The organism is Pseudomonas syringae (genome assembly GCF_021606685.1).
Taxonomy (GTDB): Bacteria; Pseudomonadota; Gammaproteobacteria; order Pseudomonadales; family Pseudomonadaceae; genus Aquipseudomonas; species Aquipseudomonas syringae_R.
In genome coordinates, this window is record NZ_WKCB01000091.1 from 1 (window position 1) to 21,301 (window position 21,301).

At 62.7% G+C, this 21,301-nt stretch carries 19 protein-coding genes; 9 read left to right on the top strand and 10 right to left on the bottom strand.

What is annotated here, in order from left to right; genetic code table 11:
* The first annotated feature begins 107 nt into the window (after window positions 1-107).
* Together GIW02_RS23805 and GIW02_RS23810 are read left to right on the top strand one after the other, a co-directional pair.
* Window positions 108-959 (top strand): GNAT family N-acetyltransferase, encoded by an 852-nt coding sequence (locus GIW02_RS23805; protein ID WP_236420056.1) that lies wholly within the window; start codon window positions 108-110, stop codon window positions 957-959.
* 21 nt (window positions 960-980) lie between these two features.
* The gene (locus tag GIW02_RS23810) at window positions 981-1,694 is read left to right on the top strand and encodes a cupin domain-containing protein (RefSeq protein ID WP_236422111.1); all 714 of its coding nucleotides are present in this window, start codon (window positions 981-983) and stop codon (window positions 1,692-1,694) included.
* Window positions 1,695-1,721: 27 nt separating this feature from the next.
* On the opposite strand, the gene GIW02_RS23815 is transcribed toward GIW02_RS23810, so the two are convergent.
* The gene (locus GIW02_RS23815; RefSeq protein ID WP_236418393.1) at window positions 1,722-2,606 is read right to left on the bottom strand and encodes a LysR family transcriptional regulator; all 885 of its coding nucleotides are present in this window, start codon (window positions 2,604-2,606) and stop codon (window positions 1,722-1,724) included.
* Window positions 2,607-2,701: 95 nt separating this feature from the next.
* Here GIW02_RS23815 and GIW02_RS23820 point away from each other — a divergent pair, with 95 nt between their 5' ends.
* The 5 genes from GIW02_RS23820 to GIW02_RS23840 all read left to right on the top strand — a co-directional run bounded on the left by GIW02_RS23820 (window position 2,702) and on the right by GIW02_RS23840 (window position 7,870).
* Window positions 2,702-3,838 (top strand): DSD1 family PLP-dependent enzyme, encoded by a 1,137-nt coding sequence (locus GIW02_RS23820; RefSeq protein ID WP_236418392.1) that lies wholly within the window; start codon window positions 2,702-2,704, stop codon window positions 3,836-3,838.
* The gene (locus GIW02_RS23825) at window positions 3,828-4,232 is read left to right on the top strand and encodes a RidA family protein (RefSeq protein ID WP_236418391.1); all 405 of its coding nucleotides are present in this window, start codon (window positions 3,828-3,830) and stop codon (window positions 4,230-4,232) included. Before GIW02_RS23820 ends, GIW02_RS23825 begins: the two co-directional genes overlap by 11 nt.
* Window positions 4,229-5,401: an NAD(P)/FAD-dependent oxidoreductase gene (locus tag GIW02_RS23830; RefSeq protein ID WP_236422112.1), complete on the top strand. Its 1,173-nt coding sequence runs from the start codon at window positions 4,229-4,231 to the stop codon at window positions 5,399-5,401. The genes GIW02_RS23825 and GIW02_RS23830 overlap by 4 nt, the downstream gene beginning before the upstream one ends.
* Window positions 5,398-6,249: a GNAT family N-acetyltransferase gene (locus tag GIW02_RS23835; protein ID WP_236417731.1), complete on the top strand. Its 852-nt coding sequence runs from the start codon at window positions 5,398-5,400 to the stop codon at window positions 6,247-6,249. The genes GIW02_RS23830 and GIW02_RS23835 overlap by 4 nt, the downstream gene beginning before the upstream one ends.
* A gap of 157 nt (window positions 6,250-6,406) precedes the next feature.
* A complete protein-coding gene (locus GIW02_RS23840; protein ID WP_236417732.1) occupies window positions 6,407-7,870 on the top strand; it encodes an aldehyde dehydrogenase family protein in 1,464 nt (487 codons plus the stop codon).
* An 11-nt stretch (window positions 7,871-7,881) separates the two neighbouring features.
* Here GIW02_RS23840 and GIW02_RS23845 read toward each other — a convergent pair whose 3' ends face one another.
* A complete protein-coding gene (locus tag GIW02_RS23845; protein ID WP_236417735.1) occupies window positions 7,882-8,370 on the bottom strand; it encodes an Hcp family type VI secretion system effector in 489 nt (162 codons plus the stop codon).
* Between the two features lie 185 nt (window positions 8,371-8,555).
* On the opposite strand from GIW02_RS23845, the gene GIW02_RS23850 reads away from it, so the two are divergent.
* Window positions 8,556-9,470 carry an NAD synthetase gene (locus GIW02_RS23850; RefSeq protein ID WP_236417737.1) on the top strand — a complete coding sequence of 305 codons (915 nt, stop codon included), beginning with the start codon at window positions 8,556-8,558 and terminating at the stop codon, window positions 9,468-9,470.
* Entirely contained in the window at window positions 9,467-9,973 is a 507-nt protein-coding gene (locus tag GIW02_RS23855; protein ID WP_236417738.1) for a hypothetical protein, read from the top strand. The genes GIW02_RS23850 and GIW02_RS23855 overlap by 4 nt, the downstream gene beginning before the upstream one ends.
* A 3-nt stretch (window positions 9,974-9,976) precedes the next feature.
* Here the strand turns inward: GIW02_RS23855 and GIW02_RS23860 are convergent, their stop codons facing one another.
* The 8 genes from GIW02_RS23860 to GIW02_RS23895 all read right to left on the bottom strand — a co-directional run.
* Window positions 9,977-11,311: an LLM class flavin-dependent oxidoreductase gene (locus GIW02_RS23860; RefSeq protein ID WP_236417739.1), complete on the bottom strand. Its 1,335-nt coding sequence runs from the start codon at window positions 11,309-11,311 to the stop codon at window positions 9,977-9,979.
* 156 nt (window positions 11,312-11,467) lie between these two features.
* Window positions 11,468-11,890, bottom strand: coding sequence for a RidA family protein (locus tag GIW02_RS23865; protein ID WP_236417741.1), 423 nt, complete (start codon window positions 11,888-11,890; stop codon window positions 11,468-11,470).
* Between the two features lie 11 nt (window positions 11,891-11,901).
* On the bottom strand, window positions 11,902-13,485 hold the full coding sequence (locus GIW02_RS23870) for an FAD-dependent oxidoreductase (RefSeq protein ID WP_236417743.1): 1,584 nt from the start codon (window positions 13,483-13,485) through the stop codon (window positions 11,902-11,904).
* A 12-nt stretch (window positions 13,486-13,497) separates the two neighbouring features.
* Window positions 13,498-14,421, bottom strand: a complete 924-nt coding sequence (locus GIW02_RS23875; RefSeq protein ID WP_236417745.1) for an ABC transporter substrate-binding protein — start codon at window positions 14,419-14,421, stop codon at window positions 13,498-13,500.
* Between the two features lie 17 nt (window positions 14,422-14,438).
* Window positions 14,439-15,212 (bottom strand): amino acid ABC transporter ATP-binding protein, encoded by a 774-nt coding sequence (locus GIW02_RS23880; protein ID WP_236417746.1) that lies wholly within the window; start codon window positions 15,210-15,212, stop codon window positions 14,439-14,441.
* A complete protein-coding gene (locus GIW02_RS23885; RefSeq protein ID WP_236417747.1) occupies window positions 15,205-16,170 on the bottom strand; it encodes an amino acid ABC transporter permease in 966 nt (321 codons plus the stop codon). Before GIW02_RS23885 ends, GIW02_RS23880 begins: the two co-directional genes overlap by 8 nt.
* A 16-nt stretch (window positions 16,171-16,186) precedes the next feature.
* Window positions 16,187-18,580, bottom strand: coding sequence for a TonB-dependent receptor (locus GIW02_RS23890; protein ID WP_236422113.1), 2,394 nt, complete (start codon window positions 18,578-18,580; stop codon window positions 16,187-16,189).
* A 1,986-nt stretch (window positions 18,581-20,566) separates the two neighbouring features.
* Window positions 20,567-21,301: type II secretion system protein GspD (locus GIW02_RS23895; protein ID WP_456362090.1), on the bottom strand; the 735-nt coding region annotated here is incomplete at its 5' end.

Genomic DNA, 21,301 nt, shown 5'->3' on the forward strand with positions numbered 1-21,301 from the left:
CCCACAAGGAATCTACCGAATATCCCTGCCCCCCTTGCCAGCCCCCAACCCAGGTGGGATACAAACACCCTGACGCAACAAAAAACAACGCTCTATGGAGGCTAGCCATGTCCGCCCTGCCACACCCCGCCTACATCTACCGCCCAATGACCGTGGCCGACCTCCCCGCTGCCCACGCCCTGTCAGTGCAACTCAAATGGCCACACCGCCTGGAAGACTGGGCAATGTTGCAACGCGTCAGCGACGGCTTCGTGGTGATGCACGACGAACGCCTGATCGGCAGCGCCTTCACCTGCCCCCAAGGCGACTACGCCACCATCGGCCTGGTGATCGTCAGCAATGACTACCAGGGCCAGGGCATCGGCCGCCGCCTGATGGAAAAAGCCCTCGCCGCCTGCGATTCAAGAACACCGCTGCTCAACGCCACACTCGCTGGCGCCCCGCTGTACGCCAGCCAGGGGTTTGTCGAATTCGGACGCGTGCAACAACACCAGGGCCAGGCGCTGGTGCCTGCCGCGCCGGACCTCGCCCACGGTGAAACCTGCCGTGCGCTCACCGCCGATGATCACACCGCCCTGCTCGCGCTGGCCAAAGCCGCCAGCGGCATGGACCGCCGCGACGTACTGCGCGACCTGCAGGTAGAACATGCGGTGGGCATCGAGCGTGATGGCCAGCTGCGTGGCTTCGCACTCTTGCGCCCGTTTGGTCGGGGGCGCTGCATCGGCCCGGTGGTGGCCGAAAACCTCAACCAGGCCCAGCACCTGATCGCCGTTTTGCTGGCCCAGGTGCCGGACGCCTTTGTACGCATCGACATCCCCGTCGCTTGCGGCCTCAGCGACTGGCTCGAACAAGCGGGTCTCAAGAACATCGACACCGTCGCGCAGATGGCCCTGGGCAAACCGCCGCAAGCCAGCCAAGGCGTCCAACCCTTTGCGCTGGTCACCCAAGCAATCAGCTGACTTTCCTATCGGAGCACGTCCATGTCATCTCCCTCAATCCTGCTGTTGGCTCGCGCCGACGGCAGCCGCGTTGCCACGCCCTTCACCACCGGTGCCCTGAGCGCACTGGACCCGTTTGGCGACAGTCGCCAACGCGCCTGGCTCGGCGACGACGGTGTGTCCGCAGGCCGGGTGCGCTTCAACGGCACCCTCGAGATCGAAGCTTTCCCGCACACTGAAACCCTGGTGGTGCACGCCGGCCATGTGGTGCTCAGCAGCGCCGAACACACCTTGGAACTGGGCGTCGGCACGAGCGCCGTGATCGGCCGTGGCACGCGCCTGCGCGTACAGGCGAGTGAGCACAGTGAATGGGCATTCTGCGCCCTCGACCTGCCCGGCGCCCCTGCCCGCCCAGGCCTGACCTTTCTCGACCCGCACACCCTGCTGAACCCCTCGGCGGCCCCCGAGCCTGCGATCCTGATCGGCCCCGCGCCGCAGTGCCGCGCGCTGAACCTGTTCGACGACGATGCCACCCAATTACGCATCGGCATCTGGGACTCCACGCCCTACGCCCGCCACGGCCGCCCGCACAAATTGCATGAGTTGATGCACCTGCTGGAAGGCAGCGTCACGCTGCAAGACGACGCGGGCAGTGCCGTGACCGTCAACCCGGGTGACACGGTGTTCGTCGCCCACGGCGCGCCCTGCGCCTGGACCAGCAGCGTGTATGTGCGCAAGGTCTACGCCGTCAAGTAATGCTCGACGCGTAGCGCTGGCGGCCGATCAGGCTTTCAACGCCTCTTCCAGAAAGGCCACCAGCGCCTGTACGCGCGGGCTGCGAAGCTTGCGCGAGGGCACCAGCAGGTTGACCGGCGCACTGTCGAAGCTCCAGTCGGCCAATACCCGGACCAGGTTGCCGCTGGCGATCGCGTCACTCACATCCCACTGCGACCGCAACACCAACCCCAGCCCTTGCTCGGCCCAGCGCCGGGCAACGCTGCCATCGTTGCTCAACAGCACCGGTTCGATGCGCAGGGTCTTGCGCCCCTGGCCCTTGCGCAGGTGCCACAGCGTCACATCTTCATCGTTTTCACGGATGCAAATGCAGCGATGCGCGGTGAGTTGGTCCGGCGACGAGGGTGTCCCGTGCTCCTGCAAGTAGGCCGGGCTGGCGCATAACCAGCGCTCGTTCGGCGTGAGTGGCCGAGCCGTCCACAGGCTGTCATTGAGATGACCGATGTGAATCACCGCGTCGCTGTCATGGCGGTCGGGCCAAGGCGTTTCGCGCAAATCCAGATGCAGGCACAGCTGTGGATGCAGCCGTATGAAACGTGCCAACAGCGGCGCGAGTCGCTGGCGTCCATAACCGAACGGCGCCGCCAGTCGCAAGGTGCCCACCAGCCTTTCGTCCTTTTGCCTGAAGGACTCCGGCAGCGCCTCCAGTTGCTCCAGCAGCAGCGCGCTCTCACGCGAGAACCGCTCACCGTCGGCCGTCAGGCTCAGGCGCCGCGCGTCGCGATTTGCCAAGGTCAGCCCCAGCAGCGTCTCCAGCTTGCGCAAACGCATGGAGAGCGCCGGCGGCGATACGTTCAGGGCCCTGGCGGCCGCGCTGAGCGACTCCGAGCGTGCCAGCGTAACGGCCAGGCGCAAGTCTTCGATGGAGATCATTCAATTTTACTTAATGATTGATGAGCATCGATTGAACCACAACTTAATGATCACTGAGTAGAGTGCGGCCTGTACCCAGCCACCCGAGCCCCGTCATGCCCACACTCACTGCCTCCCTCGACACGCCCGCAGCCCTCGTCGATATCCCGCGAATGCAGGGCAATATTCTGCGCATGCAGCACCGCATGAACGCCCTCGGCGTGCGTCTGCGCCCGCATATCAAAACCAGCAAGTGCCTGCCGGTGATCGAGGCGCAGCTCGCCGCCGGCGCCAGCGGGGTGACGGTGTCCACCCTCAAGGAAGCCGAACATTGCTTCAGCCAGGGCATCAGCGACGTGTTCTATGCCGTCGCAATCGCACCGGGCAAGTTGCCCCAGGCCCTGGCGCTGCGGCGCAAGGGCTGCAACCTGAGCGTGCTCACCGACAGCGTTCAGGGCGCCCAGGCGATTGTCGCGTTCGCCCAGCAGCATGATGAACGCTTCGACGTGTGGATTGAAATTGACTGCGACGGCCATCGCTCCGGCCTCGCCCCTGACGACGCTGCGCTGCTGGCGGTCGCGCGCACCCTCAGTGAGGGCGGCATGCGCCTGCGCGGCGTGATGACCCATGCCGGCTCCAGCTACGAGCTGGACACCCCCCAGGCCCTGCAAGCGCTGGCAGAACAGGAGCGCGCCCTCTGCGTACGCGCCGCGCAAACACTGCGTGACGCCGGGTTGGCGTGCCCCGAGGTGAGCATCGGTTCAACGCCCACTGCACTCTCGGCACGCAACCTGGAGGGTGTCACCGAAGTGCGCGCAGGTGTCTACGTGTTCTTCGACCTGGTCATGCACAACATTGGCGTCTGCCAGGCCGACGAGCTGGCACTGAGCGTGCTGACCAGCGTGATCGGCCATCAGCAGGATAAAGGCTGGATCATCACCGACGCTGGCTGGATGGCCATGAGCCGTGACCGCGGCACCCAGCGCCAGCGCCAGGACTTCGGTTACGGCCAGGTGTGCAGCGAAGCGGGCGACTGGATCGACGGAGCGCTGGTCACCGGCGCCAATCAGGAACATGGCATCGTCACCTTGGGCAGCGCCAGCCATGACGACATCGTCACGCGCTTCCCCATCGGCAGCCGCCTGCGCATCCTGCCCAACCATGCGTGCGCCACCGGCGCGCAGTTCCCCGACTATCACGCCCTCGACGCCGACGGCGCGGTGCACACCTGGAGTCGCCTGCATGGCTGGTAATCCCAAGGTCATCCATAGCGCCGACGCCGCAGCGCCCGGCGGGCATTATTCACAGGCGATCGCCCATGCGGGCGTGGTGTATGTGTCCGGGCAACTGCCCGTGCGCGCGAATGGCGAGCACAGCGCCGATCAACCGTTCGAGATCCAGGCATCGATTGCCCTCGACAACCTGCTGGCAATCCTCAGGGCAGCAGGGCTGAGCCCGCGCGACCTGCTCAAAGTGACGGTGTATGTGGTGGGGATCGAGCACTGGCCCGCCTTTGACCGCATATATGCCAACTACCTGGGCGACCATCGGCCCGCCCGCGCGGTGGTGCCGGTGCCAGTGCTGCATCATGGCTACCTGATCGAAATCGAAGCCGTGGCCCGAGGCGCACGAGGGGAGCCTGCATGAACGCGCAAAAGAGCGATGTACTGATCATTGGCGGCGGCATCATGGGCGCCTCCTCAGCGTTTTTTCTGCGCCGACGCGGCCATTCGGTCACGCTGCTGGAGCGCGACCAGATCGGCCAGTACGCCAGCGGCGTCAACTTCGGCAACGTCCGCCGCCAGGGGCGTTACCTGGGGCAGCTCGAGCTGGCCAACCGTTCCTGGGCGCTGTGGAAACGCCTGCCGGAGCTGATCGACGATGACCTCGAATTTATCCCCAGTGGGCACATGCGCGTGTGTTATCGCGAAGATGAAATCGCCGAGCTGGAGGCCTACGCCGCCGCGCCGGAAGCCGCGCAACTGGACCTGAAAATTTACCGTGGCGCCGAGCTGCATCGGCGCTTCGGCTTCCTGGGCCCGGACGTCAAGGGCGGCTCCTACGCACCCCACGACGGCCACGCCAACCCACGCCTGGCGGCCCCGGCATTTGCCCGCGCGGCCACACGGCTGGGGGCGCGCATCGAGGAACGAACGGAAGTGGCTGACGTGCAGAAGGTCAATGGCCTGTTCCACGTCACCACCACCGATGGGCAGTTGTTTGCCGCCGAGCAATTGTTGATTACTGCCGGTGCCTGGGCGGCGAGGTTGTCCGAACGCTTGGGCGAGCCGGTGCCGCTGGAGCCCAACGGCCCGCAGATGTCAGTCACCGAGCCGGTGCCCTATGCCTTGCCGACCGTGATTGGCGTGTTTACCAAGATCAAGGAAGAGGTGATCTACTTTCGGCAGATCCCGCGCGGCAACATCATCATCGGCGGCGGCGCCCGCTGCACGCCGGACATGATCAACCGCCGCGCGTTTTTCAAGCCCGAGAGCCTGCTCAACCAAATGCGTCAGATGAAACGGCTGCTGCCGGGGGCCGAGAAACTCAACATTATCCGCGTGTGGAGCGGCATCGAGAGCTACACACCAGATTCCCTGCCGGTGATGGGCCCAAGCGGCGCCGTCGACGGGCTGTTTTATGCGTTCGGCTTCTGCGGGCATGGCTTCCAGCTGGGCCCTGGTGTAGGGGACGTGATGGCCGAACTGATCAGCACCGGCAGCACCCGCACCCTGATCAGCCCCTTCGATATCCGCCGGTTTACCCAACCTTCGACGGTGCCTGCAAACGCCCCCACCACAGGAAAACTGATATGAGCCACGCCTACGTTTATCGCACCGTCAATGCGGCAGACATGCCCGCCGCACACGCGCTTTCCGTGCACCTCAAATGGCCGCACCGCGAGGAGGATTGGGCCATGGTGCAGCGTACGTCGCAGGGTTTCGTCGCCGAATACGACGGCCAGTTGGTGGGTGTCGCGTTCGCCTGCCATCAGGGCGCCTACTCCTCCATCGGCCTGGTGATCGTGAGTGATGAGCACCAGGGCAAAGGTATCGGCCGCCAGTTGATGAACCTGTGCCTGGACGCAGCAGCCCCGCGAACGCCGATCCTTAACGCCACCGAGTCAGGCGCGCCGCTGTACAAAAGCATGGGTTTTATCGACTTCGCGCGCATTCAGCAGCATCAGGGCGTGCCGCAGACACCGGCGCCGCTGTCGTTGCCGTTGCTCAACCACTCGCAGTGTCGGGTGCTGAGCCTGGGCGAGTACCCGCAGGTAATCGCGTTGGCCAACGCGGGCAGTGGCCTGGACCGCACTCAAGTGCTCAACGACCTGCTGCCGACCGCCGAGCAGGTGGTGGGTATCGAGGTGCTGGGCCAACTCAAGGGCTGCGCCCTGCTCCGTCGATTTGGTCGTGGGCATATCATCGGGCCGGTGGTCGCGCAAAACCTGGAACAGGCACAACAGTTGATAACCCACCTGCTGCGCTTGATCCCCGATGCCTTCGTGCGCTTCGACATTCTGGCCGAGAGCGGTTTGGCCGACTGGCTTGAGCGTCTGGGCTTGCCCTGCGTGGACAGAGCGCCACGGATGGTACTGGGTACGCCGCCTCAATCGCGCGACGGGATCAAGCAGTTTGCGCTGGTCACTCAAGCGATCGGCTAGGGACCGTCAGGATGCCAAGCCAGCCGGGCAGATTCAGCAGATTATCCCTTGCAGGCGCCAATAACGGCATCTTTGGCCTGAGCGGTTTTGCTAGCTTAGCAAGACGTCAGGGCCGTGCTGTTCGCAGCGCCCATTACCGCTCCAAGGAGCTTGTTGGATGACCACACACTCTTCAAATAGCTACAGCGTTGACCCACACACGTCTGCGCAGTTTTACATCAACGGCGCGTGGTCTGCCCCCGCCGTCCCGGCCAGTCTGCCGGTGGTCAACCCCGCCACTGAAGAGGTTGTGGCACAGGTGGCACGCGGCTCCGCCGCAGACGTTGATCGCGCCGTTGCGGCTGCACGTGCGGCGTTTGCGGGTTGGTCTGCGACCCCCGCCGAATCGCGTGCAAAGGTCCTCGGCAAGATCTACGAACTGATCCTTGAGCGCAAAGAGCAGTTGGCGCAGGCCGTGTCCCTGGAAATGGGCGCGGCGATCAGTTTTGCGCGGGCCATGCAGGTGCCGCTGGCGGCCGAGCACGTGCGAGTCGCCCGTGACCTGCTGTCCAGCTACCGCTTCCAGACAGTGAAGGACGGCACTGCGATTGAACGCGAACCTATCGGCGTGTGCGGCCTGATCACGCCGTGGAACTGGCCGTTGTATCAAATCACCGCAAAGGTCGCCCCGGCCATCGCCGCCGGTTGCACCGTGGTGTTGAAACCCAGCGAGCTGTCGCCGCTCAGCGCACTGCTGTTTGCCCAACTGGTGCATGACGCAGGCCTGCCGCCCGGTGTGTTCAATCTGGTGAACGGCAGCGGTCCCGAGGTCGGCGCCGCCATTGCCGCGCATGTCGACATCGACATGATTTCCATCACTGGTTCCAATCGCGCAGGCGCACTGGTTGCGCAGGCGGCCGCGCCTACGGTGAAACGTGTGACCCAGGAGCTGGGCGGCAAGTCGCCGAACGTGCTGCTGCCCGACGCTGACTTCGCCAAAGCCGTGCCATTGGGCGTGCTGTCGGCATTTCGCAACGTAGGCCAATCGTGCAGCGCACCGACACGGATGATCGTGCCCAGAAACCGCCTGGCCGAGGTCGAAGCGCTGGCGGCAGAGACCGCCAATGCCCTGATCGTCGGTGACCCGCAAGCGCACGCCACGCAACTGGGCCCGATTGCCAACGAAGCGCAGTTCCACCGCGTGCAAACCATGATCCAGGCAGGCCTGGACGAAGGCGCGAAACTGCTCTGCGGTGGGCCCGGGCGTGTGCCGGGTTTTGAAAAGGGCTTCTTCACCCGCCCGACCGTGTTCTCTCACGTCGACTGCGCCATGCGTATTGCCCAGGAAGAAATTTTTGGCCCGGTGTTGTGCATCATCGCGTATGACACCATCGATGAGGCGGTGGCCATCGCCAACAACACGGTCTACGGCTTGGGCGCTCACGTTCAGGCCCAGGACCTGACGCAGGCACGCGCCGTGGCGTCGCGTATTCGCGCCGGGCAAGTGCACCTGAACTACCCCGCGTGGAATCCAATGGCGCCGTTTGGCGGCTACAAGCGTTCGGGCAATGGCCGCGAGTACGGCGTGCATGGTTTTGAGGAGTACCTGGAAACCAAGGCGATTGTAGGCTTTGGCGAATAATTCAGCGGCCATCAGGCTTTGACGTTCTGCCGGATATTCCAGCCAAACTTCACCGGCCCACCGTCCTTGGCACCGTCGGCTTTCTGCGGCTGATAGCTGACGTCGACGGTGGCGAAATTCAGCGCGAGGGTGTCGTAGAGCACATCATCCTTGCTGTCCGCGCCGGTGCCGTAGGACACCACCATAACCTCCTTCAAGGTGATCACCAGATACTCCACCGGGCTGGCGCCGCCCGCCTTGCGCACCACCAGTCTCGCCTGGGGATAGTGCTTGCCACTGGCGCAGGCCATCATCAGGTTGGGGCTGGATTTATCCAGCGGTTTTTTCAGGTTCAGGTTGGCGATATTGACCTTGCCCGCGCCGCCCCCGGTGCCCGAGTGCATCGAGCCCGTCTGCGATAACCCCCACGCCCACTCGGTGATATCAATTTCGTCCTTGTGGGCCTGATCGCGTGATTCACCCTTGATATCGCCCAGTTGCAAAAACATGTCGACGGCCATGTGTACTCCCTGTCCCGCTGTGCGCCGGTAGTGACGTGGGGTGCACTTTTCCTCAACGGGCATCGGGTTCACAAGCCGTCAAAGCGAGTTCAAGACCGGCCTTACTGAAAATGGCGAACCTTCCGACATTCATCCCTATGTGTACGTCATTACTCTCTCAACTCCCGCAAAAAAGGAGTTAAGGAATGACTGCCGCGCTGCTCAAGGATGGATTCCCCTCGGCCCACCTCAGCACACGCCAACGCCTTGAAAGCAGCCTCGACCTGCGCCGTCTGTTTTTCGCCATCGATGCAGACCCTGCCCTGATTGGCGCCGGGGTGGTGTATATCGATGAGGCGTTCAACTTGGTGGTTCTGCGTGAGTTCCAGGCGCTGTGCAGGGTGCAGCCGATCAAGCTGGTGCTGCGAGAAGCGCCCCGGTATGTGGGGGCTGTGGAGTTCAAGCGGATGTTGGAACATGAGCCTCGGGAGTCGAGGTTGGTGGCCGAGGCGCTGAATACGGCGGTGACGTGTGCTGGGGCGTTGTTGAGTTGGGTGGCGGTTACCAGTGGGGTGGCACTGATGCCTTTTACTGCGGGGGCCAGTGCCGTGATTTCGTTTGTTGGCAAGGCTGCAGCGATTGCAAGTTCAGTTCAATGCATCGCGGGCGTTATACGAACAGGGACTGAGTCAGCCTTTCCTCAACTCAATGATTATCTGGATGACGATTCCTGGTATCAGGCCGCAGCAGCAGTGCTGGACACAATTGCTCTGCTGGGCGTTGCAACATCAACATCGGTCACCGTGAAAGTCGTTGCCACCTCTACGAAAATTACCGGCAAAACTACACGTCAAGTAATCAAAGGCCTGAGTCGTCAGGAACGGAAGAAACTGAACGATGAGTTGCTGAGAATCCGAGACCCGAGGCTAACGCCCAAACTGCTGAAGCTGGAAAAAGCATCCGGGAATATCTCCAAAGGTATCAGTGCCACCCGCATGCGACAGGCAACCGCAGCCCACATAATAGATGTCGTAGCCGCCTCAATGAGCTTCACCAGTAGCGCAATGTCTGGAAACGTCAAGACGCTGGCCCTGGGTTTATATGAGGAGGTCAATCAATGACCCCCCAGAGAAAGGAAGAGCGCCACTGTTATTCAACAGCCTTTATTGAGGACCCATGGCAATTGCTCAAACGGTATATGCCGGTAATAGGAGGCGATGCGCTTGTCGGGTGTTTCTCGATAGGGTTGACGGCGATCCTGGCGATCATGACTTATCTTTCTAGATCCCCCCTGGATTTTGCCGCCAAGACATCTTTTCTTGGCGGTATGGGTTTGGGTGCAGTATTTGCCCTCGCCAAAGCGCAAGCGCTATACGGCCGCATCCAGTGGGCCTGGATCAATGTAGCGATCTATCTCCTTTGCCTGATGGTATCCCTCCCCGCCATTTTCTGGCGTCCCAACACTTACCTTTACTCCATGGCGTTGCTCGCCCCCCTCATCGGCCTGCTGATCCTCAACAGCGGCCGCTGCCGCGAACTGAGGCAAAAGTCGGTCGAACTGCGCCACCAGCGCGAAACCATCATCGCGACCCTCAAACAACAGGGTCGCTGGAAACGGTGGTGACCGTTACGCCGCCACCTCACGCGCTGCGGTGTGTCGATTTACCGGCACCGGCAACCCCAAATGCCCGCGCAGGGTGCTGTGGCTGTAGTCACTGCGAAACAACCCACGCTCGCGCAGCAGCGGCAGTACCTGGTCGGTAAAACGCGCAAAGTCATCCGGTGCGCCTACGTGGATGTTGAAGCCGTCCACCGCGCCCTCGACAAACCAGCGCTCGATTTCATCCGCCACCGTCTTGGGCGAGCCGACAAAACTGGAGAACGGCTTGGCAAAGCGCAACGCCGCCTGGCGCAAGGTCAGGCCCTGCTCGCGGGCAACGTGCTTGATGTTTTCGGCATGCCCGCGATAACCATTGCTGCCCAGGTCGCCCAGTTCCGGGAAGGGTGCGTCCAGCGGGTATTGGCTGAAGTCGTGATAATTGAATGGCCGCCCCAGTTGCACCAGCGCTTTGTTCAGGTCCAGCTCGCCGTTGCGTTCGCGGTCGATGGCCTGGGCTTGCTCGTCAGTGTCGGCAATGATCGGCGAAATGCCCGGCAGGATGGTCACGTGATCGGGGTTGCGCCCGGCGGCGGCGGTGCGGTGTTTGATGTCGCGGTAGTAGGCCTGGGCGTCCTCGAAATTACCCACGCCGGCGAAGATCCCCTCGGCATACCGGGCTGCCAGGCTGCGCCCCGATTCGGAAATACCCGCCTGGAAAATCACCGGCTGGCCCTGGGCCGAACGCTGGATATTCAATGGCCCGGTGACCGAGAAGAATTCGCCCTGATGGTCGAGACGGTGCTGGCGTTGCGGGTCGAGGAACACCTTGCGCGCCTTATCGCGCACAAAGGCATCGTCCTCGTAGGAATCCCACAGCCCTTGCACCACCTCCAGGTGTTCAGCCGCGCGGCGGTAGCGTTCGGTGTGGTCGATGTGTTGTTCACGGCCGAAATTGCCGGCGGCGCCTTCCAGCCCGGTGGTCACCACGTTCCAACCCGCGCGGCCGCCGCTGATCAAGTCCAGGGAGGCGAACTGGCGGGCGACGTTGAAGGGTTCGGTGTAGGAGGTGGTCAGGGTCGCCACCAGGCCGATCTTCGAGGTGGCGCCGGCGATGGCCGACAGCAGGGTCAATGGCTCCAGGCGGTTGAGAAAATGCGGGGCGGAATCCGCGGTGATGTAGGGGCTGTCGACGATGAATACCAGGTCGAACTTGGCCGCTTCCGCCTGCCGCGCCTGGGCGCGGTACCAGTCGATATCAACACTGGCAGTGCCTGGAATCTGCGGGTGCAGCCATTCGTCCTGCGCGGTGCCGACGCCGGTGAGGATGGCGCCGAACTTGAGTTGCCGAGGGGCAGTAGACATACAAAGGCTCCTGGAATAGCGGGACATCATTGGGGAAACCCAATCAACACTGTGGGAGCGGGCTTGCTCGCGAATGCGCAGGCTCAGTCAACGCATCGGGTGCCTGATTCACCGCCTTCGCGAGCCACCCCGCTCCCGCCGTGTTGATCGCGTGGGTCAGTGGGCTCGGGCGGCGATGGCTTCGACTTCCACCAGGGCACCGGGTAGCGGCAATGCCACCACTTGCAAAGCCGTACGCGCTGGTTTGTTCGGTTGCTCGGGCGTACCGAAGAACTGCGTATAACCGCGCTGCAAGCCGGCGAAATCCAGCTTGCCGTCGGTTTCTTGGGCACCGACCAAAAACACGCGCAGCTGCACGATGTCACCCAGGTCGAGGTCCTGCTGGCGCAGGATCTGGCGAATTTTGTTGAACACCGACACCGTCTGGACTTCAGTGTTGCCGTAGACCCCAGGGACGTTCGGGTCAGCCAGGTCCGGCAAGGTGCCGCTGACAAAGATCAGGCTGGCTGACGCTGGCACGGTAACCGTTTGCGAGATCGGGAAATCGCCGACGCTGGTGCGTTGAATGCTGTCACTCATGATGTGGTTCCTCAGGACGCGGCCACGGCCGCAAGATAAGTGTGTTGGGTAACCCGTTCTGCCAGTTGCGCGACCACATGCCGCGCCGAGTTGGCGGCCGATTCCTGCCAGATGCCCACGCCGCTTTGCACCAGGCCGTCGCCGGCGAAGTACACGCGGCCGTGGCCGGCTTCGAGCAGGCTGCTGGCGTCAGCCGGGAAGTGTTCGCGTTGCAGCCACGGGCCTTCGCTGAAGGGGATCTGTTCCCAGGACACCGCCAGCGGGTGGCGCAGGTGTTTTGAGTAACCGGGGTGCAGCAGTTCCACGGCTTCCTTGGAGGTGGCGTACTGCTGGTCGAGCGGCCGCGCGCCAAACGCGTCGGCACCCTCCCCGGTCACGTAGCCCGCCACCAGCAAACCTTCGCGGGTGTTGAGGTCGTTGCTCGGGTACCAGAGCAGACGCGCCGGGTGTTCGATCCAGGACAGGCCGCCATAGGTGCGGTAGTCGGTTTCCCAGAAGCGCGGGGATTGCCACGCCACCTTGGTCGCCTGGTCGCTGCGGGTGCTGAGCAAGGCGGCCTTGATCGGGTCGCTGAAGTCGGTATCGAGTTTGGCCAGCAGCGGCAACGGCAAGGTCGAGACCAGATAGTCGGCACGCACAACCTGCTCGCGGCCGCTGCGCTGGTCGTGGTAGGTCACCGCCACGCCGTCCTCCAGTTGGCGGATCTGGCGCACCTGGGCGCCCAATTGCACGTGATCGCGCACGCGCTCGTAGAAGGCATCGGTGATGCGGTCCATACCGCCCACCGGCTGGAACATGGTCGCCGAAAATTCCGGAAACTCGGTGTGCAGCAACGCGCCCCAGAGCTCCGGGTGCAGCAGTTGATCCAGCGCCAGCGGGCTTCGCGCGGCGGGCAACGCGCCAGGGTGCGCGGGTGATTCCAGGTGCCCGGAACGGATCGTGCCCTCAAAGGCCAGCTCTTGGGACAGGTCGCCGTACACCTGCAAAAACGCCAGCAAGCGCGTGCGTTCTTCGCCGCTCAAGACGTCATCAAGGGCGTCGCGTTGCACGGCCTTGGCCAGCAACCCGGACAGATGCCCGCGCGCATCGTTGATCGCCTGGCCGACGGTGAAAGCCGGCTGGCTCACATCCGGCCGTACCTGGGCACCGTGGCTGCTGTTGACCAGCACTTCGAGCGGCACGCCCAACTCACTGCAATAGTCGAGAATGGTGCGGTGCTGGCTGGGAATGCGGGCCGGCCCGGCGTTGAAATAATGCCCTTGGTCGAACGCTGCGGTTTGCGTACGGCCATCCTTGTAGTCCACGCGGTCGCCCTGACGGATCGTCCAGGTGCGCCCGCCCACCCGGTCACGGGCTTCCAGCACTTGCACGCTGAAGCCTGCGCGGGTCAGTTCCAGGGCGGTGACCAGCCCGGCAATACCGGCGCCCAGCACCAGCACACGGGTGCCCTGCCCCAGGCCGTCCTTGAGTTTCAGCGGTTGCGGGCGGCGGTGTGATGATGGCCCCAGCCCCAATACTGCCAGCGCGTCCTTGACGGCTTTTTCGCCGCCCACCGCAGCGATGCTGGACAACGCTTCACGTCGTGTCAGTCCCATGTCGAATACTCCTTAATCCGGCAGGCCCGGTGGGTTGATCAGCGACTTGTCGACGCGCTCCACGTCCAGGCCCCAGCGTTGCAGCACCTGCTCATATTGGCCGCCAGCAATCGCACCTTCGAGGGCGGTATGGATCGGCTTGACCAGGCCGTTGTCCTTGCGCGTGGTCACGGCGATATCCGCCTGCAACGGCCAGCCGCCGTTGACGGTGCCGACGCGCTTGATGCCGCCCGTGATCGCGGCGGAATAGGCGTACACCGAGTTGGGCCCGAACAGCGCATCGCTGCGCCCCGACTGCACCGCCAGTTGCGCGGCAGCCTGGTCATCGAAGTACTGCAGCAGCGCGGGCTTGAGGCCGGCCTTTTCATTGGCCTCGTTCCAGGCCAGCAGGACTTTTTCCTGGTTGGTGCCGGAGCCGACGATGATCTTGAGCCCGGCGATATCCGCCGCCTGTTTGATCTCGCTGATCTTGCTGGTGGCCTTCACGTAAAAACCGAGCACGTCCTGGCGATAGGTGGCGAAGTCAAAACGCTTTTTGCGCGCCTCGGTCACGGTGACGTTGCTGATCACAGCGTCGTATTTGCCCGAGCTGACGCCCAGCGGCCAGTCCTCCCAGCTGGTCTGCACCACGTTGAGTTGCAGGCCCAAGCTATCAGCGACAAGTTGCGCGGTGTCGGCTTCGCTGCCGATGGTGGTCTTGTCGTCGTTGGCCAGCAGCGCCAGGGGCGGCCCGGCCACACCGGACACGGCCACGGTGAACTTGCCCGGCTGGGCGAACTTGAAGCCCGGCGGGATCTGCGCGATCGCCGCTTCGTTGCGTGGCACATGGATGCGCACGCGGTCGGGGCTGAGGTCGACCTGTTGCACAGCAAACGCGGTTTGCGCGGTGCTGACGGCAAGCGCCAGCAAGGTTACGCGGGCAGTCGTGATAAACATGGCAGTCACTCCGTTAACTAAAGCACCTTGCCGAGAAAGGCCACGGTGCGGGGATGTCGGGGTTGGCGGAAAATCTGTTCTGGCGGGCCTTCTTCGATCAGTTGGCCGTCGCAGAGGAACACCACGTGGTCGGCGACCTCGCGGGCAAAGCCGATCTCGTGGGTGACGATCACCAGGGTCACACCCAGTTGGGTCAGGCCCTTGATCACGTCGAGCACCTCGCCCACCAGTTCCGGGTCGAGGGCCGAGGTCGGTTCATCGAACAGCAGCACTTTCGGGTCCAGCGCCAGCGCGCGGGCAATGGCCACGCGCTGTTGCTGACCACCGGAAAGCTGACGCGGGTAGGCGTCGGCCTTGTCGGCCAGGCCGACCTTGGCCAGCAATTCACTTGCCTTGCCCTGGGCCTCGGCCTTGCTCCAGCGCTTGTGGGCCAGGGGCGCTTCGGCGACGTTTTCCCAGGCGGTGAGGTGCGGGAACAGGTTGAAGTTCTGGAACACGAAGCCCACGTCGATACGGCGCTTGAGAATCTCGCGTTCTTTGAGTTCGTAGAGCAGGTCACCCTTGCGGCGATAGCCAACGTATTCGCCGTCGATGGTGATGTGCCCGCTGTCGATTTTTTCCAGGTGATTGATGGTGCGCAGCAGCGTGGATTTGCCCGAGCCGGACGGCCCGAGAATCACCGTGACCTTGCCTGGGTCGATGGTCAGGTCGATGTCCTTGAGCACCTGCTGGTTGCCAAAGCGTTTGCCCACGCCCTGGATCTGGATGCGGCCGGCGCGTGCTTCACTCATGGGTTTTCTCCTTGAGCCAGCGGCGCAGGCGTTGCAACGGCGTGGGCGGCAGCACCCTTGCCGTGCCGCGCGCGAAATGCCGCTCGACGTAGTACTGGGCGCTGGTCAGCACGGTGGTAATGATCAGGTACCAGACGGTCGCCACGATCAGCAACGGGATCACCGCCTGCGTGCGGTTGTAGATGACCTGCACGGTGTAGAACAGCTCCGGCAGGGCCAGCACGTAGACGATGGAGGTGCCCTTGACCAGGCCAATAATTTCGTTGAAGCCCGAGGGCAGGATCGAGCGCAGCGCCTGGGGCAGGATGATCCGGAAGATGCGGCGCGAGGCCGGCAAACCGAGGGCCGCGGCCGCTTCATGCTGGCCGGCGTCGACGCCGATCAGGCCGCCACGGATGATCTCCGCCGCGTAGGCTGCCTGCATCAGGCTCAAGCCCAGTACGGCCACGGTGAATTGGCTGAGCACATCCACCGTCGACCACTCGGCAAACACCACGCCGGTGAACGGCACGCCGACCACGATGTGGTCATACAGATACGCAAAGTTGTAGAGGATGATCAGCACCAGCAGCGCCGGCATCGAGCGGAAGAACCAGATGTAACCCCAGGCCAGGGCCGCCAACAGCGGCGACCCCGACAGCCGCGCCAGCGCCAGGGCGGTGCCGAGGATGATGCTGAACACTGTGCTGAGCAGGGTCAGCAACAGGGTCTGGCCCAGGCCGCGCAGCACCGACGGCGAGAAAAACCACTGGCCGAACACGCCCCACTCCCAGCGCGGGTTGGTGGCCAGGGAGTGCACGATGGTCAGCAGCACCAGCGCGGCAAAGATCGACCCCGCCCAGCGCCAGGGGTGCCGGGCCGGTACCACCTGCAGGGCTTTGATCGGTGTGGAAACACGGGCCTGGCGAACCGGGCTGGGCGGGTCAATCAGGTCATAGGATTTGGCGACAATGGGCATGGTGTATTCCTCGGCCTCAGAAGGCATAGGTCAAGCGGGTGTAGTAGTACCCGCCGGTAAAACCGAAGGGCGAATAGGTGCCGTAGCTGCTGACCATGGTGCTGCTGGGCACGCCTTGTTTCTTGGGGTAGACGTCGAACAGGTTCTTGGCGCCGATGGCCACGTTGAGGTTCTTGGTGAGGCTGTAGCCAAGGTCGAGGTCGGTGATCCATTTGGCGCTGTAGACCCGGTCGAGGCTGCGGTCAGCCGAGACGTTGACCTCTTTGTAAGAACCGTAGCGGGTCAGGGCCAGGTTGAGGTTGAAGCGCTCGTAGCTCCAGTCGCCGCCCAGGATCAGCTTGGTGCTGGGCTGCACACCGGTGATCAGGTTGCGGGCCTCACGGTCCATCAGTTCATAGGAGGTGCCGAGGATCGTGGTGTTTTGCTTGTAGCTGAGGATCCTGGTCTGGTTCCAATTGAACGCCGCTGTCCACTTGAGCGCGCCGTATTGGCCCAGGTCCTGGTTGTAGTTGCCGACCAGGTCGAGGCCCTTGGTGCGGGTGTCGGCACCGTTGATGAAGTACTGCCCCCCGGAGGTAGAGGTGATGCCGTTGTTCTGCAGCACCTGGGTGATTTCCGGGCCGAGCAAGGTGCCGGTGAGGGTGATGCGGTCACGCAAATTGATCACGTAGGCGTCAGCGGTGAAGCTCAGGCGATCGGTGGGCGTGAGGGTGAAACCGAGGCTGAAGTTGGTCGAGCGCTCAGGCTTGAGTTCCTGGGCGCCGAGCGCTTGGGCAGCGGCTGAGCCCACCGGCAATACGCCGTAGTTGATCGACTGGTAGACCCCATTCACCACGCCATAGGTGGTGGAGCGCGCACTGAACAGGCTGTTGGCCAGGGACGGTGCACGGAAGCCATTGCTCACGGTGGCGCGCACGGCAAACTGCGGGTTGAAGTCGTAACGGGTGGTCAGCTTGCCGCTGCGGGTGGCGCCCACGCCCTGGTTGTAATGTTCGTAGCGAAAGGCCGTGCCCACGTACCAGTCCGGCACCGGGTTGAAGCCGACATCCACGTAACTGGCCAGGCTGTTGCGCGAGGCGCTGCTTTCTTCTTCCGGCGAAATACCATTGGTGACCTGGGCCCCGGACGACGCGCAATTGCCCGGCGCCACGCAATAACCGCCGTTGGCGTAGGACTCGTAGTCACCGGCCTGCACCTCATAGGTGTCGCGCCGATGCTCAAAGCCGTAGCTCAGGTCCAGCGGCTTTTGCAGGCCGATATCAAAGCCGCGCTTGAAGTCGAGGTTGGTGGTCAGCTCGGTGGAAATCCAGGTGCCGGAGGTGAAGTGATTCGGCGTGGCCTCGCCCAGGGACGGGTTCTGGTTGTGAGTGGTGCCCTGCTCCGCGTCGTTGCGCCCGTAGGTGGTGGACAAGTCCCAGTCCCACTCGCCGACCGTACCCTTGCCGCCGAACGCGGCCTGGAAATCGTCCTCATCGATAAACCAGGTCGGCGTGTAGCCGCCGGGGTAGCCGTTGGGGCCGGTGGTGATGGTGTTGGTGATGGTCGGCAGGCGGAAATTCTGGCCCTGCTCGGCTTTGCGCCGCGAATACGTGGTGAAGGAATACAGGCTCAAGCTGTCGTCGATCGGCAACTCGGCGTTGTAGCCCAGGGTCAGCAGGTTGGTCTTGGGTGTGCCGTAGCCGCCGTAGGTGGAGCGACCGGCCTGCTCGTAAGCCTGGTCGTAGGTGTAGCCGTTGGCGCTGGCCTTGTTGTCATCGTTCTGGCTACGCGCATCCAGCGCCAGCTGCACGATGCCGCCATTGCCGATCTCGAACCCCTTGTTGAGGCTTTGTTGCACGGTCTGTTTTTTACCGTCATAGCCAATGCCGGCGTTGGTCACCGAGGTGCCGCTGGTGTCAGCCTTGAGGATCACGTTGATCACCCCGGCAATGGCATCGGAGCCATATTGGGCGGCGGCGCCATCGCGCAGGACTTCGACATGGTCGATGGCGCTGATGGGGATCAGGTCAAGGTCGGCCGGGGCGGCGCCGGTGTTGATGCCGTTGATGTTCAAGGTAGCGGCGGTGTGACGGCGCTTGCCATTGACCAGCACCTGCACCTCGGCGGCACTCATGCCCCGCAGGTTGGGGGCGCGGGCAATGCCGCTGGCGTCCCAACCGGTTTTTTCCGGCAGGGTCAGTGAGGGGATCACTGCGCTCAGGGCTTCCATCAAACCGGGCTTGCCGGTGTTCTGCAATTGCTTGGCGCTGACCACGTCGATCGGCACCGGGCTGCTGGTGACGGTGCGTTGTTCGGCGCCACGGTTGCCGGTGACCACTACTGTGGACAGGGTGCTGTCGTCCTGGGCCTGGGCGGTGCTTGCCAGCAGGGCGAGTGCCAATACGGTGGTCGGGTGTAAGACTTGCTTCATAGCCACTCCAAACGGTCCAAATCGCGAAGTCGGGCAGTCACGCGGTGGGGCGCGGTGCTCGGGGGGTGCCAGGGTGTTTCGGCGATTTGGGGCTAGGTGTGGGGCAAGCGAGGGGGTTGAATCGGCAACATACGTTGAGCTCCCTTCCAACGATTCTGCCGCGGGGTTTTTACCCGGTTGTGGCGCGCAGAATCTGAATCACGCTGGGTACCATCCGAGGTCAGGGGTAGGCTGTTGCGATCAAACATAACGGAATGGGTTTTGAAAATATAATGCTATTTGGGTATAAGCTAATATTCTCTAATTTTATTATTTTTGAATTTGTTTATTCATAAAAGTGATGTCTTTTTGAGATTGGCATGGGGGCATATCCGTTGTTGGGGTCAGGGCTGATATTGGTTCCGCCCTTACGGCGGGTCACTTTGGAAAAGCCCCAAAGTAACCAAAGGGCTCTTGCCCCAACACTCGGCACCTCGCCTCCGGCTCGGTGTGCCCTCACTCCGGCTTGAATCCGTGGGCCGCCGCGATGGGCCATCCATGGCCCATCGCGGCGGCCCACGGATTCAAGCCGGAGTGAGGGCAGCGTGTTTTTATGGGGCGCCTAAGATCAAGGTCACGATCAAAAGCTTCAGATCAAAAGATCGCTGACTTCGTCAGCGGTAAGGATGTAAGGGCCGGATCAAAAACAAAGCGAGGCGGCCTGGCAGCCGACCTGATCCTCGAAGCCCTACTCGGTTTAAATGTGGGAGGGGGCTTGCTCCCGATAGCGGTGTGTCAGCCAATGCATCTGTGACTGCCCCCCTGCCATCGGGAGCAAGCCCCCTCCCACATTTTGACCGCAATCAATAGACGTAACTCCGGTCAGATCCAAGGCCGCCAAGCCCGCCCACAACCCGCGCAAAGGATGTAAGGACCAGATCAAAAACAAAGCAAGGCGGCCTGGCAGCCAGCCTGATCCTCGAAGCCTCACTCGGTTCAAATGTGGGAGGGGGCTTGCTCCCGATAGCGGTGTGTCAGCCAATGCATCTGTGACTGCCCCCCTGCCATCGGGAGCAAGCCCCCTCCCACATTTTGACCGCAATCAACAGACGTAACTCCGGTCAGATCCAAGGCCGCCAAGCCAGCCCACAACCTGCGCTAAGGATGTAAGGGCCGGATCAAAAACACAGCGAGACGGCCTGGCAGCCGGCCTGATTCTCGAAGCCTTACTCGGTTCAAATGTGGGAGGGGGCTTGCTCCCGATGGCGGTGTGTCAGCCAATGCATCTGTGACTGCCCCACTGCTATCGGGAGCAAGCCCCCTCCCACATTTTGACCGCAATCAATAGACGTAACTCCGGTCAGATCCAAGGCCGCCAAGCCAGCCCACAACCTGCGCTAAGGATGTAAGGGCCGGATCAAAAACACAGCGAGGCGGCCTGGCAGCCGGCCTGATTCTCGAAGCCTTACTCGGTTCAAATGTGGGAGGGGGCTTGCTCCCGATGGCGGTGTGCCAGCCAATGCATCTGTGACTGCCCCCCTGCTATCGGGAGCAAGCCCCCTCCCACATTTTTTACCGCAATCAACAGACGTAACTCCGGTCGGGTTCAAGGCCGCCAAGCCAGCCCACAACCTGCGCTTTTGCTCTACACCACTCAGGTCGGCTGTCAGGCCGCCGTGCTCTGCTTTTGATCTTGATCTGAGGCGCCCCATTAACCACGCTGGCCGCACGCGGGCTTGAATCCGTGGGTAACCCGGCAGGACGCCGGGTTAGCCGCGCTGGGCCAAGGATGGCCCATCGCGGCGGCCCACGGATTCAAGGTTGCGGGCGGGCACACCGAGCCGGAGGCGAGGTGCCGAGTGGTGGGGCGAGGACCTTTTGGTTACTTTTGGGTCCTTCCAAAAGTGACCCGCTGTAAGAGCGGAACCGTAGGTGGCCGTTATGACAACAACGGATATGCACACCGAAAGACTGCCATCGGGAGCAAGCCCCCTCAATCGCGTGTCTTCAGTTAGCCGGCTTCAGCAACTGCATCTGCTGGCGATAATCATCCGTCACCTGCCGCGCCTGGCTGCTACTGGTGATAACCCGCGGAGTAATGAGCACAATCAACTCGGTGCGATCCTTGGACTTACTGGTATTCCCAAACAACCACCGCAACCCCGGAATCTTCCCCAGATAAGGCACCGCACTCACCGACTCCGCGTTGTCCTGCTTGATCAACCCCCCCAACAGCACCGTCTGCCCACTCTGCACCGCCACCTGCGTCGACACCGAGCGCGTAGAAATACGCGGATTATTCTGCGTATCGCTATTAGACGTCTGCTCCTGCGCATCACTGACCTGCTGTTGAATATCCATATACACCAACCCACCCGGATTAATCCGTGGCACCACATCAAGGATCACCCCGGTCTGCACATACTCGACACTGCTCAAGGTGGTATCGGAGGTGCCGGTGTTGACGGTGGTCTGGCTAATGGGAATGTTATCGCCCACCTGAATCTGCGCCGGCTGGTTGTTCATCACCACCAGCGACGGCGCCGACAGCACCTGCGTGCGGCCATTGGTTTCCAGCGCGTGCAACGCTACTTGCAGGTTGGAGCTGACAAACGAATAGAACAACGAATCCGCCCCCAGCCCTGCCCCGCCGCCGCCCAACGCGCCTTGGCTGCCAGAAGCGTTGGCCACGGTGGTGCTGGTGGAATTGCCCGCCAGGCGGCCCAGATACCACTGCACACC